This window comes from uncultured Methylibium sp. (assembly GCF_902826655.1).
Taxonomy (GTDB): Bacteria; Pseudomonadota; Gammaproteobacteria; order Burkholderiales; family Burkholderiaceae_C; genus Methylibium.
In genome coordinates this window covers 1-16,177 of record NZ_CADEFR010000008.1, presented here as the reverse complement: position 1 = coordinate 16,177, position 16,177 = coordinate 1, and the positions used below count along the sequence as shown (strand labels likewise).

The following is a 16,177-nucleotide window of genomic DNA, read 5'->3' as shown; positions in this document are numbered from 1 at the left end:
CTCGCCTCGCGCGGAACGAGGCCGACGCGCGACCGGCTCCGTTCATGTCCCCCGACGCTTGCTGAACGCTCGCGTCTCCTCCTTTACTTCACTGCGCCGGTCGCCCATCGCCCTCGGCTCACCAGCGACTGATTCTGTCGGCCGTCGACAGCCAAGTCGCTGCCCGCTCAAATGAATCAGCCGTGCACCTCGAAGTAGAGCAAGGAGTGATCGGAGAACTGCCCGATCCACGCATCCTTCTTCGCATCGGTGGGCTCGTCGACCCAGCCACGCACCGCGACTTCGGCAGGCTGCCCGTCGTCCGGACGCACGAAGGTCTTGAACGTGAGGTTGGTGCTGGCGAAGACATGGTCCAGGTTGGACGGCGGCAGCGAGGAGTTGCTGCCGTTGAACCAGGTCGCGTCGTGGGTCTTGGCCAGGCGGCGCATGCCGAACTTGACGCGCGCGGCCTCGCGGTCCCACTTGCGCAGCTCGGTGGCGGCGTCGATCGAGCGGTCGAAGGGGTACTTCAGGCCCATGGTGTTGAGGTCGCCGAGGAAGACGTAGCGCGCCTGGCCCGGCCCGCCCTCGGCCTTGTCGAGCGTGCGGCGGAACTCGAGCGCGCGCTCGAGCATGTCGTCGCGCAGGCCCATGCCGCGCGGATCGGTGCTGCTGGCCAGGTGCAGGAAGAGCAGCGCGTAGTTGACGCCGCCCTTCACCACGGTCACCAGCTGGCCCGGCCGCATGTGGGTGGTGCCGGACCGGAATTCGGTGCGCTGGGTGATGAAGGCGGTCAGCGTGCGGCGCACGCCGATCAGGATCTCCTGCGTCTGCAGGCCTTCGGTGATCTGGAAGCTGTAGTCGGGCATGCGCGCGACCAGCTCGTCGAAGATCGCGGCGCCTTCGACCTCGTACAGCCCGAACACGTCGGGCCGCTGGTCGGACACGAACTGCACGACGCGACCGACGCGCGAGAGGTCGTCCTTGAAGTGCTCGACATTCCACGAGGCGACGGAGAAGAGCTTGGCCATGAGGGCTCCGGCAGGAAGCGTGCGGGACCCCAGTCTTGGCGCCGCCGGCGTGCAGCGTCAATCGACAAACTCGGGAGGCGCGGCGCGCCTCCCACGTTCAGGCGGCCTGGCGGGCGTCGATCGCGCGCACCAGCGCGCGCAGCAGCTGCTCGGCGTCGATCGGCTTGGTGAGGAAGGCATCCATGCCGGCGGCCAGCGCCTGGTCGCGCTCGGACACCAGCGCCGCCGCGGTCAGCGCGATGATGGGCAGCGTGCGCGGGTCGTGGCGCTCGCGCAGCCGGCGCGCCGCCTCGTGGCCGCTCATCACCGGCATCTGCACGTCCATCAGCACGGCATCGAAGCGCGTGCCGGCCTGCTCGGCCGCCGTCACTGCATCGAGGGCCTGCTGGCCGTCGCCGGCTTCGCTGACCTGCACCGCCCAGCCCTCGAGCATCGCCCGGACGATCAGCATGTTGACCGCGTTGTCCTCGACCACCAGCACGCGCGCGCCGGCCAGGCGCTCGGCCGGGCTGCGGGTGTCGCCGGTCGTCACCGCGACGGCCTCGGCCGGCGGCAGCGGCAGCTCGGCCCAGAAGCGGCTGCCCTGGCCGGGATCGCTGTCGACGCCGACCTTGCCGCCCATCAGCGTGGCGAGCTCGCGGCAGATCGACAGGCCCAGGCCGGTGCCGCCGTAGCGCCGCGTGATGGACTGGTCGGCCTGGGTGAAGGGACGGAACAGGCGCGCGCGCGTCTCGGCATCGATGCCCGGGCCGGTGTCGGCCACCGTGAAGCGCAGGCGGTCGCCGCGCACGCAGGCCAGCTCGACGCGCACGCCGCCGCGGTCGGTGAACTTGATCGCGTTGCTGAGGAAGTTGCCGAGGATCTGCCGCACGCGCACCGGGTCGCCGCTGACGGTGGGCGGCACGTCGGGCGCGATCAGCCACGACAGCGTGAGGCCGCGTTCCTCGGCCAGCGCCTCGTAGCCGCGCGCGGTGGCGTTGAGCAGCTCGCGCACCGCGAAGGGCAGCGACTCGAGGCTCAGCTTGCCGGCCTCGATCTTGGACAGGTCGAGGATGTCGGAGATGATGTTCGACAGGTTCTGCGCGCTGTCGAGGATCTGCGCCAGGTACTGCTGGCGCCGCGCCGGCGCGAGGTCGGGCTGCTGCAGCAGCCGCGCCAGGCCGAGCAGGCCGTTCAGCGGCGTGCGGATCTCGTGGCTGGTGTTGGCGAGGAAGGCGCTCTTGGCGCGGCTCGCGGCCTCGGCCGCATCGCGCGCCGCCGACAGCGCCTGGTCGACCTGGCGGCGCTCGGTCACGTCGTCGGCGATCCAGATCGTGCCGCCGCGGCTGGGGTCGCCCGGGTCGACCACCTGCGCCTGCAGCCGCGCCCAGAACAGGCTGCCGTCGAGGCGCTTCATCACACGCTCGACCTCGAAGCGCTTGCCGGCCGCCAGCAGCGGCCCGGCGGTGGCGCTGACCTCGTGGTAGTCGCGCTCGCCCGGCCACACGACGATGCCCTGCTGGCCGGCCAGCCCGCCCGGCGGCCAGCCGAACATCTGCTCGAAGCGCGGATTGGCGTGCACGAAGCGGCGGTCGCGCGTGAAGGCGATGCCGACCGAGGCATGCTGCAGGATGGCCTCGCGCTCCATCCGCTCCTGCTCGGCCGCCGCGACATCGCGGCCGACGACCACCAGGTAGTCGACGCCGTCGGCGCTGAAGCTGGCCGCCGACACGCGCAGCGGCACCGGGGCGCCCGACTTGTGCGAGAACATCGCCGACAGGTCGCGGGCGGTGCCCTGCTCGTCGATCAGGCGCAGCAGGCGCTCGCGGTCGGCGGCGTGGCGCCAGATGCCGAGCTCGGTGGCGGTGCGGCCGATCGCGTCCTCGGGCGTCCAGCCCAGCACCTGCGTGAAGTGCTCGTTGAGCATCAGGTAGCGGCCGGTGCGCAGCTCGGTCAGCGACACGGTGTCCGGCGTGGTGTCGAACAGCCGCGCCAGCAGGGTCTGGCTGTGGCCGAGCGCCTGCTCGGCGGCCTTGCGCGCCGTCAGGTCGACATAGATCGACACGGTGGCCGGGCCGTCGTCGAGGTGGATGCGCAGGCCGGTGACCTGCGCGTGCGCGCGGCGGCCGTCGAGGCGGCGCAGGTTGAACTCCTTCAGCGGCAGGCGCTGGCCGACCGGCATGGACTCGACCTCGGCGATGCGCGCCCGCACGCGCGCGACCTGGTCGGCGCCGTCGTCGTAGTGCCAGACGATGTCGACGCCGCGCATCGCGGCCACGTCGGCATAGCCGAACAGCTCGGCCGCCGCCTCGTTGGCATCGACGACGCAGCCGCCGCGGTGGATGAGCTTGGGCGTCGGCGAGCGCGCGAACAGCTCGCGGTAGCGCTCCTCGCTGGCGCGCAGCGCGCGCTGCGCCAGCACGTCGGCGGTGATGGTGCGACCGACGCCCCAGTAGCCGCAGAAGCTGCCGGCGGCGTCGAACACCGGCTCGCCGCTGACGCTGATGTAGCGCGGCTGGCCGCCGACATCGGGCCGGCGCATCACGAGGTCGCGGAAGGGCCGGCGGGCGTCGAGGTCGGCGCGGTGCGCGGCCCATTGCGCGGGCGTCAGCTCCAGCTCGGGGATCTCCCAGCGGGTGCGGCCCAGGTGCTCGTGGGCCGGCACGCCGGTGTCGTCGACGACGGAGTCGGAGATGACGGTGAAGCGCAGCTCGGCGTCCTGCTCCCAGTACCAGTCGACGGCGATGCCGAGGAGGCGGCTGAAGCGGCGCTCGCGCTCGCCCAGCAAGTCGACGGTGTGCGCCAGCGCGCGGCCGGTGGCGACGCCGACCAGCAGGCCCGACGCGAGCAGCAGCAGGTCGAGCACGGTGCCGACCCACTGGGACGACGGCGCCAGCGCGTGGCGCCCCAGCACCGCCACCGCGCACGCCGCCGCCAGCACGACGGCGGCACGCGTGCCGCAGAACACCGCGGCCATCAGCACGAAGTAGCCCAGCAGCGCCAGCGGCAAGGCGCCGGCCGGGGTGTCCATCAGGACCGCGGTCAGCGTCGCGACGGCCACGCCGCCGTAGCTGATGCCGAGCGCGACGCCGCCGATCGGCCGGCGCGCGACCAGCCAGCGCCCCAGCAGGAACAGGCCGCACAGGGCCAGGCAGGACAGCGCGATGACGACGCGCCGCACCGGAGGCAGCGGCCCGGGCAGCAGCAGCGCCGACAGCGCGAACATCACGGCCAGCACCGCGCCGCCGCCGAAGAACGTCCACGCGACCCGACCGTCGACCGGGGTCGACGCCAGCAGGGTGGGACTCGGGGATCGAGCAGGGCTCATGGCGTGGAGCCGATTTTCCCTGTCCACCACGAGGGGCGGCGGACAGGTTTTCCCGCGGCGCGCAGGCCGCTCAGGCGATCGGCGCGCGAGCAGCGGCGAGCGCCAGCCGCGTCGCCTGCGCGACCTGGCGGGCCTGCTGCGCGAAGTCCTCGCCCTGCCCGGCGTACAGCACCGCGCGGGAGGAGTTGACGACGATCGGCGCGGTCGTGCCGCCGGAACCGCCGCGCCAGGCGGCACGCACCGTCGCCGCCGCATCGCCACCCTGGGCGCCGACGCCCGGGATGAGCAGCGGCAGCGTCGGCGCGAGCGCGCGCACACGCGCCAGCTCGTCGGGGAAGGTCGCACCGACCACCAGGCCGAGCTGGCCGTTGCGGTTCCACGGGCCCTGGGCCAGCGCGGCGAGGTGTTCGTAGAGGCGCGGCTGGCCGTCGACATCGGCGAGGCGCTGGTTCTGCAGGTCGCTGCCGCCGGGGTTGGAGGTGCGGCACAGCAGGATCGCGCCCTTGCCGGGCCAGCGCAGGTAGGGCTCGACCGAATCGAAGCCCATGAAGGGCGACAGCGTCACCGCGTCGGCCTGGTAGCGCTCGAAGGCCTCGCGCGCGTACTGCTCGGCGGTCGAGCCGATGTCGCCGCGCTTGGCGTCCAGGATCACCGGCACCTCGGGCGCGGTGCGGCGGATGTAGGCCATCACGCGCTCGAGCTGGTCTTCGGCGCGGTGCGCGGCGAAGTAGGCGATCTGCGGCTTGTAGGCGATCACCAGGTCCTTGGTGGCATCGACAATGCGCTCGCAGAAGACCGCGATCTTGCTGGCATCGCCGGTCCAGGGCGCGGGGAACTTGCCCGGCTCGGGGTCGAGGCCGACGCACAGCATCGACTCGTTGCGGCGCTCGGCGGCCAGCAGGCGGGCGAGGAAGCTCATCCCTTGATCCCGCGCGCCAGCTCGACCGCCTTGCCGATGTAGGAGGCCGGCGTCATCGCCAGCAGCCGCTGCTTCTCCGCCTCGGGCAGTTCCAGCGTGCGGATGAAGGCGGCGATGGACTCGCGGGTGATGGCCTTGCCGCGCGTCAGCTCCTTGAGCCTCTCGTACGGGTTGGGCAGCCCGTAACGCCGCATCACGGTCTGGATGGGCTCGGCCAGCACTTCCCAGGCGTCGTCCAGGTCGGCGGCGAGCGCGGCCTCGTTCACCTCGAGCTTGCCCAGGCCGCGCGCCAGGCTGTCCCAGGCCAGCACGGCATAACCCAGCGCCACGCCCATGTTGCGCAGCACGGTGCTGTCGGTGAGGTCGCGCTGCCACCGGCTGATGGGCAGCTTCTGGCTCAGGTGCGCGAGCAGCGCGTTGGCGAGGCCGAGGTTGCCTTCGGCGTTCTCGAAGTCGATCGGGTTGACCTTGTGCGGCATCGTGCTCGAGCCGATCTCGCCGGCCTTGAGCCGCTGCTTGAAGTAGCCCAGCGACACATAGCCCCAGACGTCGCGCGACCAGTCGATCAGGATGGTGTTGCTGCGCGTGATGGCGTCGAACAGTTCGGCCATCCAGTCGTGCGGCTCGATCTGGATGGTGTACGGGTTGAAGGCCAGGCCGAGCTGGCGCTCGACGACACCGCGGGCGAAGGCTTCCCAGTCGACGTCGGGGTAGGCCGCGAGATGGGCGTTGTAGTTGCCGACCGCGCCGTTCATCTTGGCCAGCGGCCGGACCGCGGCGATGCGCTCGCGCGCCGTGGCCAGGCGCGCCGCGACATTGGCGATCTCCTTGCCCACCGTGGTGGGGCTGGCGGTCTGGCCGTGGGTGCGGCTCAGCATCGGCAGCGCGGCGAGTTCGTGCGCCATGCGCGTCAGCGTCGCCACCAGGGCGTCGAGCGCGGGCAGCAGCACGGTCTCGCGGGCGCTCGCGAGCATCAGCGCGTGGCTCGTGTTGTTGATGTCCTCGCTGGTGCAGGCGAAGTGCACGAACTCGGAGGCGGCCTGCAATTCGGCGTCACCGGCGAACTGCTGCTTGATCCAGTACTCGACCGCCTTGACGTCGTGGTTGGTGGTCTTCTCGATGTCCTTGATGGCCTGGGCATCGGTCTCGGCGAAACCGCTCACCCGGGCACGCAGGCGCTCGCGGGCGCCGGCGGACAGCGGCTTCAGCTCGGGCAGGCCGGCATCGGAGAGGGCGATGAACCACTCGACCTCGACCTGCACGCGCCGGTGCATCAGGCCGAACTCGCTGAGCAGCGGCCGCAGCGCGGCGAGCTTGGGGGCATAGCGGCCGTCGAGCGGCGAGAGGGCGGTCAGGGGGGAGAGGTTCATGGAGGACGGGCGCGGACGGGATGCCCGGCCGACATTGTAGGAACCCGGCCTCGACCCGACCGTTGCGGCCGGCCGCCGCGGGCTCAGCGTGCCGCGGCGGCGTCGCGGAAGCGGGCGATGCGCTCTGCGTCGGCCGGATGGCTGGAGAAGGCGATGCCCAGCGCCGAATCGCTCTCGTCGCCGTGGCCCTTGTCCTTGCGCCACCGGGCGAAGCGCTCGAAGAAGAGCGCCATCGCGGCCGGTGACCGGCCGTCGGCGCGCAGCACCGCGATGGCCTCGTCGTCGGCCTGGCGCTCGAGGTCGCGCGAGTAGCCCAGCGTCCCCAGCAGCGCCGGCAGGCCGGCCAGCACGCCGCTGTAGTCGCCGAAGGCGATGCTGCCGACAGCGCCCAGCACGCTGGCATGCACCAGCTGGCGCATGCCGTGGCGATGCTTCACGTGGCCGTACTCGTGAGCCAGCACGCCGACGATGGCCGACTCGTCGCCGTCCACCAGCTGCACCAGCTCGTCGGTCATCACGATCGTGCCGCCGGGCAGCGCGAAGGCATTGGGCCCGATGCGCGAGGCGCGGAACTCGACCCGCCAGGGCAGCGTGCCGGCCGGCTCGGCGCGCTGCAGCGCGCGCGCGAGGGCGGCGCGCAAGGCGGCCTGCTGCGCGGCCGGCAGCGTGCTGGGCTTGAGCCACTGGCGGTCGATCTGGTCGAAGGCCAGCGCGCCGATCTCGGCATCGACGCGCTGCGGCAGCAAGGTCAGCGTCGCCTGGGCCGCCAGCGGCACGCCCCAGCGCCAGCCGGCCAGGCCGACGACCAGCAGCAGCGCGATCGCCACCAGGACCTGGCCCCAGCTCTGCTGGCTGCGCACGACCAGCGACTCGCGCACGCCGGCCTGCCGTGCGAAGCGGTCCCAGGCCGCGGCATCCAGCGCGTGCAGCTCGCCGCCGCCCAGCGCGTCGGGCAGGTGGGCGACGCGCGCACCGTGGCGCGTGCGCTCGGGCCAGCGCAGCTGCGACAGCGGCAGCGTCAGCAGCACGCGCGTCGGGCTGTCCTCGGCGCGCAGCTGCAGCTCGTCGCCCATCGCCTGCAGGTGCACGCGCCGCGGCCGCGCGCCGCGGCCGTCGAAGTAGTCGACCCGCAGGCCACCGTCGCTCATGGCCTCAGAGCCCGAGATCGATGCCGAAGACGTCGCCGGCCGCATCGCCCGCGGCGTCGCCGCTGCGCGCGCGGGCGCCGGCGCTCAGCTCGTCGAGCGGCCGGCGGGTGCGCAGGCTCACCGCCTCGAGCCGCAGCCGCGCCACGGCGATCGCCGCCCACGGCCAGTAGAGGCCGAGGGTCAGGATGACGAGCAGCCAGTTCTTCAGCAGCAGCCTGGCCAGCGCGCCGAAGCCGACGCGGCTCTTGAAGCGGATGTCCTCGCTGCCGGTGCCGGACCACAGCAGGTTCTGCAGGCGCGATGTGGCATAGGCGCGCGGCAGCACCTGGGCCAGCACGAAGAGCAGCGCGACCAGCGGCGCGAACGCCAGGATCGCGGCGCCGAAGGCGCGCGGGTCGCCGCCGCCGAGCCCGCCGAACACCATGAGTCCGAGCAGGAAGCACAGGCCCGCGACGAGGAAGGCGAGGAAGGCCACGCCCGCGGTGCGCACGAACACGCCGTAGGTGGCGCCGACGCGCGCGTCCAGCGAAGTCTGGATCTGCCCGTAGGCGTAGTGGCCGTGCTGGTAGCGCTTGAGGCGCAGCCAGAAGTACGGGATCAGTCCGTAGACGCCCAGCATGATCGCCACCGGCAGCAGCACCGCCAGCAGGCCGCCGCCGGCCGCGGCACCGGCCATGAAGCCGAGCGCCCCGCCGATCAGTGCGAACGCCACCCAGGGCAGCAGCAGCGCGCCGTAGGCGCCGCCCATGCTGCCGGTGAACTGCATGCGCAGCCCGCGCCAGCTGGTGTTGCCCAGGCGGAACTGCAGCGAGGCCCGCCACAGCGCCGGCCACAGCACGGCCAGCACCAGCAGCGCCAGGCTCTGCGCGATCGGCGACACCTCGCCCGCCAGCGCGTAGGCGCCGGCCAGGCCCAGCACCAGCAGGTAGCCGCGCAGCATCTTCAGCGGCTCGCCGTGGAAGTCGAGCGCATGGCCGGCGACCTGCGTGTTGGTGTGGAAGTAGCGCAGCTTGCGCACCTTGGCCCAGGGGTAGTAGAGCGACAGCGTCACCAGGATCAGCAGCAGGTTGACGATCCAGATGCGGAAGTACTCGCTGCCCGAGCCGCTGAAGCGGATCGCGTGGCGGTGCGGCAGCGGCGCGTCGTCGGCGGCCGCGCGGGGCTGGCCGCGTTGCGCGAAGTCCAGCACGATGGGCGCCGGCCCGGGCGCGTTCATGCCCCCGGCGGTCGATCCGATGTCGGCCATGTCTCTTCCTCCCTGCTGACCCACCGGCACTTTAGGTGCGCACCACCGCGTCGCCGGCCCCCGACACGGGGGTGTGGCATCGTGCCATCAGGCACGCGGCAGGCCTTCTCTAGAATCCTCGCAAACGCTCCCACCCCACCATGAAACTCATCGGTTCCCTCGCCAGCCCCTATGTCCGCAAGGTCCGCGTCGTGATGGCGGAGAAGAAGCTGGACTACCAGTTCGTGCTGGAAGACGTCTGGCAACCCGGCAGCACGATCGTCGAGTCCAACCCGCTGGGCAAGGTGCCCTGCCTGGTGATGGAAGGCGGCGAGGCGGTGTTCGACTCGCGCGTCATCGTCGAGTACCTCGACATGCTGTCGCCGGTGGGCAAGCTGATCCCGGCGTCGGGGCGCGAGCGCATCGAGGTGCGCACCTGGGAAGCGCTGGCCGACGGCCTGATCGATGCCGGCATCCTGGCCCGCCTGGAGCAGACCTGGACCGGCCGCGCGGCCGAGCAGCGCAGCGCCGCCTGGATCGACCGTCAGCTGGACAAGGTGCACGCCGCGCTGGGCGCGATGAGCCAGGGCCTGGGCGATCGACCGTGGTGCGCCGGCAATCACTTCTCGCTGGCCGACATCTCGGTCGGCTGTGCACTGGCGTGGATCGAGTTCCGCTTCCCGCAGATCGCGTGGCGCTCGACTTACCCCAACCTCGAGCGCCTGGTCGACAAGCTGGTGCAGCGTCCGAGCTTCGCCGACACGAAACCCGTCGCGGCTTGAAGCCCTAGGCGGCGGACCGCGCCGCGAGCTGCAGCGTCACCGCCCAGCCCTCGGCGTGCGGCCCGCTCTCGAGGCGGGCCGACAGCGCCGCCGCGCGGCGCTGCATGTTGGCCAGTCCGCGGCCGCCGTGGACCAGCGTCGGCGGCACGAACAGCGGCATCGTCTCCTGCTCGTCGCTGGTGCGCTGCTGCAGGCCGTTGTCGACCACCGACAGCAGCAGGCCCTGCTCGCCCGCCGACTCGAGCTTGAGCCAGACCACCGTGGCCTGCGCGTGCTTGATGACGTTGGTCAGCGCCTCGCGCACGATGCGCAGCACGTGCAGGGTCTCGGCGGCCGGCAGCTCGACCTCGCTGGCCGCGTCGTCGACCTGCCAGACCAGGCGCACGCCGGCGGCACGCAGCGAGGGCTCGACGCGAAAGCGCAGCTCGGCCAGCGCCTCGATCAGCGGGCGCTGGTCGGTCTCGAGCGAGTCGAGCGCGAGCCGCAGCTCGACCAGGCAGTCGTCGAGCGTGAGCTTCAGGTCGCGCAGCGGCTCGTCGACGCTGCGCGGCGCGCCGCCCGGCGGCGGCAGCGACTGGCGCTCGACCTGCGAGGTCAGCGCCATCGCGGCGACCAGGCGACCGCCCAGGCCGTCGTGCATCTCGCGCAGGATGCGGTCGCGCTCGGCCAGCACGGCCTGTTCGCGCTCGTGCTCGCGCTTGCCGTCGAAGACGCCCTGCAGCTCGCGCTCCTTCTGCGCGACGCGCTCCTGCAGGTCGGTGTTGAGCGCGCGCAGCGCGGTCGTCGAGCGCGTGAACTCGTCGACCAGCAGCCAGGCCAGCACCGCCAGCAGCAGCAGGATGGTGTAGCGGCTCCAGGTCAGCGCGCCGTAGTCGGACAGCACGCGGAAGACCCAGAAGTCGCGCGCGCCGACCGCGACCGCGATCGCCGCGACCGCCCCCAGCATCACCGCCGCCGGCGTGTGGTCGCGCCAAGCGGCGCGCGCCAGCACGATCAGCAGCCACAGCACGTTGAGCAGCGTGCCGGCCAGCACCACGGTGCGCAGCAGCGGCGCGTCCAGCATCCAGGCGCCGGCGCTCAGCAGCAGCGCCACCCCGCCCCAGGCCAGCAGCAGCCGGCGCGCGCGCGGCCAGTCGCCGCCGATCGCGGCCAGCGAGTACAGCGTCATCAGCAACGCGAACCAGGCGTAGGAGGCGTGGAAGAGCACGGTCCCGATCGCGGCCCAGGTGCCGTCGGCCCCGCCGAGCTGCATGCCCGACACGCGCCAGGCCCACAGCAGGCTGGCCACGCCGAAGAAGGCGTAGAGCGAGCGCCGCGTGCGCCAGGCCAGCAGCAGCGCCAGCGCCCCCATCACGCTGGCCGCGGAGCTGACGACCCAGGCGCCGAAGACCTGGTTGCGGCTCAGCGCGGCATGGCGCACCGACAGCTCCGACAGCGGGCCGATCCAGACCGGCGACAGCCCGGCCTCGCGGCGCGACTCGCCGCTGACCTCGATCTCCAGCCGGTTGCCGGCCGGCTGCAGCAGGGCCTGCGGCAGCGGCAGCAGCAGCGGCAGTTCGCCGTCGCGCGGCGCCGACGGGCCGACGGCCAGCAGCGTCTGGCCGTTGATCTGGATGCGGTAGGCATTGCCGACACGCGGCACGAAGATCGCCGATTGCGGCGAGCGCAGCGTGGCGTCGGGCAGGTCCAGCCGGTAGCGCACGCTGCCGCGGCGCGACGGCGCGCCGGACTCCCAGGCATCGGGCAGCGCGACCTCGCGCTCGACGCCAGCGTCGACCAGGCGGGCCGAGCGCAGCTCGACGGCTGCGCCCGGCGCGAAGGGGCTGCAAGCACCGAGCCCTGCCGCCAGGGCCAGCAGGGCAACGGTGGCGAGGCGCCTCAAGCCCATCCGGGCCGGGCGTGGGCCTGTTCGGCCACGCGGGCGCGCTGGCCGAGCTGCAGCTTGCGATAGACGTTGCGCACCGCGATCGCGACCGCGCGCGGCGTGGTCAGCAGGCGTTCGGCGATCTCCTCGCCGACATAGCCCTGCGCCACGAGGCGCAGCACCTCGTGCTCGCGCTTGCTGACCTCGTGGTCGCGCTTCGACGGCGACTCGATGTCCATCACGCCGGTCGCGCCGCCGTCCGAGTCGACGAAGCCCGAGTCGCGGAAGCTCGAGTCGGTGAAGCCCTCGTCGCGGAAGCGCTTGAGCAGGTGGCGCGCGATGGCCGGCGAGATCGGCGACTCGCCGCGCGCGGCCTGCTCGACCGCGCGCACCAGCTCGTCGGCGGTGCAGCCCTTGAGGAAGTAGCCGTCGGCGCCGGCCTCGATGGCCTGGATCACGCGGGCCTCGTCGCCGAACACCGAGAACACCAGGATGTGCGGGTGCCAGACGCCGTCCAGCGCCGGCGCGTGGCTGAGCTCGCCGATCAGCTCGGTGCCGTCGCCGTCGGGCAGGCCCAGGTCGGACAGCAGCACGTCGGGGCGGCACTGCGGCAGTTCGACGCGCGCGATCGACAGCCGGTTGGCATGGCCGACGCAGCGGATGCCCGGCGCCTCGTCGAGCGCGTCGCGCACATGCTGCGACACCAGCGGGTCGTCTTCGACCAGATACACCTTCAGCACTCGCGACTCCTCAACGATCGTTGCTTCGCTCTTCGGCGAACCGCGGGCGATTCTCGCCGTGCCCGTCGCCCGAAGTCCCCCGCGACTCCGGGGGAGAGTAGGCCCTAGCCTAGTCGCTGCGGCGGGTCGGCCGCAAGCGCGACCTGTTGCGCCGCGAACGAATGCGCGCTGGCCAGCGGCCAGTACAGCCGGAACACCTGGTGCGGCCAGTCGATGTCGCCGCGCTCGGCGGCCAGCAGCGCCCCGGGCCTGACGAAGGGCACCAGGTTGGCCAGCAGCTTGACCTCGTGGTCGGCGACGCGCCGCACGATGTGCGCGGCGCTGACCTGGCGCGGGTGCTCCAGGCCGGCGGCCTGCACCAGCTCCTTCAGCGCGCGCAGCGTCTCCTGGTGGTACATGTAGACGCGGTCGGCCTTGGTCGGCACGACCAGCGCCTTCTGGCGCAGCGGGTCCTGGGTGGTGACGCCCGTCGGGCAATGCCCGGTGTGGCAGGCCTGGGCCTGGATGCAGCCCAGCGCGAACATGAAGCCGCGCCCGGCGTTGCACCAGTCGGCGCCCAGCGCCATCAGCCGCGCGATGTCGAAGGCACTGACCACCTTGCCGGCGCAGCCCAGCTTGATCTGCTCGCGCAGGCCCAGGCCGGTCAGCGTGTTGTGGACCAGCAGCAGGCCTTCCTGCAGCGGCGCACCGACATGGTCGGTGAACTCGAGCGGCGCCGCGCCGGTGCCGCCTTCGGAGCCGTCGACGACGATGAAGTCGGGCAGCAGGCCGGTCTCGCGCATCGCCTTGGCGATCGCGAACCATTCCCACGGATGGCCGATGCACAGCTTGAAGCCGGTGGGCTTGCCGCCCGACAGATCGCGCAGCCGGTCGACGAACTGCAGCAGGCCGACCGGCGTGTCGAAGGCGCCGTGGCTGGCCGGCGAGACGCAGTCGACGCCGATCGGCACGCCGCGCGCCGCGGCGATCTCCAGCGTGACCTTGGCGCCCGGCAGCACGCCGCCGTGGCCGGGCTTGGCACCCTGGCTGAGCTTGATCTCGATCAGCTTGACCTGCGGCTCGCGCGCCGCCTCGGCGAAGCGTTCGGCGCTGAAGCTGCCGTCGTCGTTGCGACAGCCGAAGTAGCCGGAGCCGATTTCCCAGATCAGGTCGCCGCCGTGCTCGCGGTGGTAGCGGCTGATCGAGCCCTCGCCGGTGTCGTGCGCGAAGCCGCCGCGCCTGGCCCCGGCATTGAGCGCCAGGATCGCGTTGGCGCTGAGCGCGCCGAAGCTCATCGCCGAGATGTTGAAGACCGACGCGCTGTAGGGCTGCGCGCGACCGGCACCGATGGTGACGCGGAAGTCGTGGCTCGCGATGTGCGTCGGCACCATCGAGTGGTTGATCCACTCGTAGCCGTGCGCGGCCACGTCGAGCTGGGTGCCGAAGGGCCGCTTGTCGGGCTCGCCCTTGGCGCGCTGGTAGACCAGGCTGCGCTGCTGGCGCGAGAACGGCGTCTTCTCGCGGTCGCTCTCGATGAAGTACTGGCGGATCTCGGGGCGGATGAACTCGAAGAAGAAGCGCAGGTGGCCGATCACCGGGTAGTTGCGCAGGATCGAGTGGCGCTGCTGGCGCACGTCGCGCACGCCGACACCGACCAGCACCGCGAAGACCAGCGTCCACAGCACCGCCGGCGCCCCGCCGCCGGCCACCCAGGCCAGCGCCGACAGCAGCAGGCCGACGGCACAGGCCAGCCAGGCGGTGTAGCGGAGCGGGAACTGGTCGTTCAGTCGCAGCAGCCAGGCGAGCATCGCAGGTCCTTCGGGCGGGCGGCCCGCCGCATGCTAGCCGCCGGCGCGGCGGCCGGCCACCGTCAATCGGTGAAGAAGGCCGCCAGTTCGTCGGCCGTCAGGTCCGGCAGTTCCTCGGGGATGAAGTGCCCGGCCGCGACCGCGCGGCCCGTCACGGTGCCGCTGCACGCCGCGCGCCAGTCGTCGAGCGGCCGGAACAGGCGCGCCACCACGCCGCGCTCGCCCCACAGCACGTGCAGGTCGCAGCGCACCTGGCTTGCGACCGCGCGCGAGGCGCGGTCGTGGTCCAGGTCGATCGAGGCGGCGGCGCGGTAGTCCTCGCAGGCGGCGTGGATGCCCGCGGCATTGCAGAAGCCGTGCTCGTAGTCGGCCAGCGCCTCGGGCTCGATGAAGTCCAGCCCTTTGCTGCCCCAGCCCGACAGCGTCCAGCGCAGGTACCAGGCCGGGTCGGCGCCGATCTGCCGCTCGGGCAGCGGCGCCGGCTGGATCAGGTAGAACCAGTGGTAGTAGGCCTGGGCGAAGGCCATGTCGGTGCGCTCGTACATCGTCAGCGTCGGCACGATGTCCAGCACGCAGAGCTTGCGCACGGCCTGCGGATGGTCGAGCGCCAGGCGGTGCGCGACGCGCCCGCCGCGGTCGTGGCCGGCGACGAAGAAGCGCTCGTGGCCGAGCGAGCGCATCAGCGCCACCAGGTCGGCTGCCATCGCGCGCTTGCTGTAGTTGCCGTGGTCCGCGTCGCCCGGCGGCTTGGCCGAGCGGCCGTAGCCGCGCAGGTCCGGGATGACCAGCCGGTAGTCGCCCGCGAGCCGCTGCGCGACGCGGTGCCACAGCGCATGCGTCTGCGGGTAGCCGTGCAGCAGCAGCAGCGGCGGTCCGTCGCGGCGGCCGCCGCAGCGCGCGTGGAGGCTCGTGCCGTTGACCGCGTGATCGCCCGCCTCGAAGCCATCGAACCAGCCCATGTCGCGTCCTTTCGCCGGATTTCGCCAGACCGTGGCGTGGCTATACTACCTCCCACAGCGCCGATTTGATCCGGATTGCGGGCGCTCTACAAATGCAGCTAAAGAGGGGCCCCGCGACTCGAACCGTCACCCGGCCTCGCTAGCTACAGCGACGCCGGGTTGTCTTTTTTCCGTGGTTCATCGCGCATGGGTTCCGTCGGCATCGTCACACCGCAAAGCCTCAGGCTCGCAGCGCCTCTCGCGCTGAAGAGCGGCGCCGTGCTGCCCGAATGCACCCTGGTCTACGAGACCTACGGCACGCTCAATGCCGACCGCAGCAACGCCGTGCTGGTCTGCCACGCGCTCAATGCCTCGCACCACGTCGCGGGGCGCCACGACGCGCAGGACAAGAACGAGGGCTGGTGGGACAACCTGGTCGGTCCGGGCAAGCCGCTGGACACCGAGCGCTTCTTCGTCATCGGCGTCAACAACCCGGGCTCGTGCTTCGGCTCGACCGGGCCGACGCACACCCACCCCGCGACCGGGCGACCCTGGGGCGCGGACTTCCCGGTCGTCACCGTCGAGGACTGGGTCGACGCGCAGGCGCAGTTGCTGGACGCGCTGGGCATCACGCAGCTGGCGGCCGTGATCGGTGGCAGCCTGGGCGGCATGCAGGCGCTGTCGTGGACGGTGCGCCATCCGACGCGCGTGCGCCACGCGATCGTGGTCGCCTCGGCGCCCAACCTCAGCGCGCAGAACATCGCCTTCAACGAGGTGGCGCGCCGTGCCATCGTCACCGACCCCGACTTCCACGGCGGTCACTACTACGGCCACGGCGTCGTGCCCAAGCGCGGGCTGCGCGTGGCGCGCATGGTCGGCCACATCACCTACCTGTCCGACGACGTGATGGCCAGCAAGTTCGGCCGTCAGATCGTCAACGGCGAGCTGGCCTACACCACCCAGGACATCGAGTTCCAGATCGAGAGCTACCTGCGCTACCAGGGCGACAAGTTCAGCGACTACTTCGATGCGAACACCTACCTGCTGATCACGCGCGCGCTCGACTATTTCGACCCGGCGCGCGAGC

At 72.1% G+C, this 16,177-nt stretch carries 12 protein-coding genes; 2 read left to right on the top strand and 10 right to left on the bottom strand.

Translation table 11 applies throughout. The features are described from left to right. Positions 1-176 precede the first annotated feature (176 nt). From QZV97_RS05530 to QZV97_RS05505, 6 genes are all read right to left on the bottom strand, one after another. A complete protein-coding gene (locus QZV97_RS05530; RefSeq protein WP_295639744.1) occupies positions 177-1,010 on the bottom strand; it encodes an endonuclease/exonuclease/phosphatase family protein in 834 nt (277 codons plus the stop codon). 97 nt (positions 1,011-1,107) lie between these two features. After that, positions 1,108-4,317, bottom strand: coding sequence for a PAS domain S-box protein (locus QZV97_RS05525; protein WP_295639742.1), 3,210 nt, complete (start codon positions 4,315-4,317; stop codon positions 1,108-1,110). Positions 4,318-4,387: 70 nt separating this feature from the next. After that, the gene (gene pyrF / locus QZV97_RS05520) at positions 4,388-5,236 is read right to left on the bottom strand and encodes an orotidine-5'-phosphate decarboxylase (protein WP_295639739.1); all 849 of its coding nucleotides are present in this window, start codon (positions 5,234-5,236) and stop codon (positions 4,388-4,390) included. Continuing rightward, a complete protein-coding gene (purB, locus tag QZV97_RS05515) occupies positions 5,233-6,606 on the bottom strand; it encodes an adenylosuccinate lyase (protein ID WP_295639735.1) in 1,374 nt (457 codons plus the stop codon). The genes pyrF and purB overlap by 4 nt, the downstream gene beginning before the upstream one ends. Before the next feature lie 83 nt (positions 6,607-6,689). Continuing rightward, positions 6,690-7,754, bottom strand: a complete 1,065-nt coding sequence (locus QZV97_RS05510) for a M48 family metallopeptidase (protein WP_295639732.1) — start codon at positions 7,752-7,754, stop codon at positions 6,690-6,692. A gap of 4 nt (positions 7,755-7,758) precedes the next feature. Continuing rightward, complete coding sequence (locus QZV97_RS05505) at positions 7,759-9,000, bottom strand: YjgN family protein (protein WP_295639729.1); 1,242 nt, start codon at positions 8,998-9,000, stop codon at positions 7,759-7,761. A gap of 140 nt (positions 9,001-9,140) precedes the next feature. On the opposite strand from QZV97_RS05505, the gene QZV97_RS05500 reads away from it, so the two are divergent. Continuing rightward, a complete protein-coding gene (locus QZV97_RS05500; RefSeq protein ID WP_295639726.1) occupies positions 9,141-9,761 on the top strand; it encodes a glutathione S-transferase C-terminal domain-containing protein in 621 nt (206 codons plus the stop codon). Positions 9,762-9,765: 4 nt separating this feature from the next. Here the strand turns inward: QZV97_RS05500 and QZV97_RS05495 are convergent, their stop codons facing one another. From QZV97_RS05495 to QZV97_RS05480, 4 genes are all read right to left on the bottom strand, one after another. Further along, positions 9,766-11,643 carry a histidine kinase gene (locus QZV97_RS05495; RefSeq protein WP_295639723.1) on the bottom strand — a complete coding sequence of 626 codons (1,878 nt, stop codon included), beginning with the start codon at positions 11,641-11,643 and terminating at the stop codon, positions 9,766-9,768. Next, positions 11,640-12,365, bottom strand: a complete 726-nt coding sequence (locus QZV97_RS05490; RefSeq protein WP_295639720.1) for a response regulator transcription factor — start codon at positions 12,363-12,365, stop codon at positions 11,640-11,642. The genes QZV97_RS05495 and QZV97_RS05490 overlap by 4 nt, the downstream gene beginning before the upstream one ends. Before the next feature lie 104 nt (positions 12,366-12,469). Beyond that, positions 12,470-14,152 (bottom strand): FMN-binding glutamate synthase family protein, encoded by a 1,683-nt coding sequence (locus QZV97_RS05485; protein WP_295639717.1) that lies wholly within the window; start codon positions 14,150-14,152, stop codon positions 12,470-12,472. A gap of 62 nt (positions 14,153-14,214) precedes the next feature. Further along, complete coding sequence (locus QZV97_RS05480; RefSeq protein WP_295639714.1) at positions 14,215-15,111, bottom strand: alpha/beta hydrolase; 897 nt, start codon at positions 15,109-15,111, stop codon at positions 14,215-14,217. A 186-nt stretch (positions 15,112-15,297) separates the two neighbouring features. On the opposite strand from QZV97_RS05480, the gene QZV97_RS05475 reads away from it, so the two are divergent. Further along, on the top strand, positions 15,298-16,177 hold an 880-nt coding region (locus QZV97_RS05475), incomplete at its 3' end, for a homoserine O-acetyltransferase (RefSeq protein ID WP_295639711.1).

Coding starts and splice junctions, on each gene's coding strand:
- QZV97_RS05530 (WP_295639744.1), bottom strand. CDS start 1,010: ATGGCCAAGCTCTTCTCCGTCGCCTCGTGGAATGTCGAGCACTTCAAG.
- QZV97_RS05525 (WP_295639742.1), bottom strand. CDS start 4,317: ATGAGCCCTGCTCGATCCCCGAGTCCCACCCTGCTGGCGTCGACCCCG.
- pyrF (WP_295639739.1), bottom strand. CDS start 5,236: ATGAGCTTCCTCGCCCGCCTGCTGGCCGCCGAGCGCCGCAACGAGTCG.
- purB (WP_295639735.1), bottom strand. CDS start 6,606: ATGAACCTCTCCCCCCTGACCGCCCTCTCGCCGCTCGACGGCCGCTAT.
- QZV97_RS05510 (WP_295639732.1), bottom strand. CDS start 7,754: ATGAGCGACGGTGGCCTGCGGGTCGACTACTTCGACGGCCGCGGCGCG.
- QZV97_RS05505 (WP_295639729.1), bottom strand. CDS start 9,000: ATGGCCGACATCGGATCGACCGCCGGGGGCATGAACGCGCCCGGGCCG.
- QZV97_RS05500 (WP_295639726.1), top strand. CDS start 9,141: ATGAAACTCATCGGTTCCCTCGCCAGCCCCTATGTCCGCAAGGTCCGC.
- QZV97_RS05485 (WP_295639717.1), bottom strand. CDS start 14,152: ATGCTCGCCTGGCTGCTGCGACTGAACGACCAGTTCCCGCTCCGCTAC.
- QZV97_RS05480 (WP_295639714.1), bottom strand. CDS start 15,111: ATGGGCTGGTTCGATGGCTTCGAGGCGGGCGATCACGCGGTCAACGGC.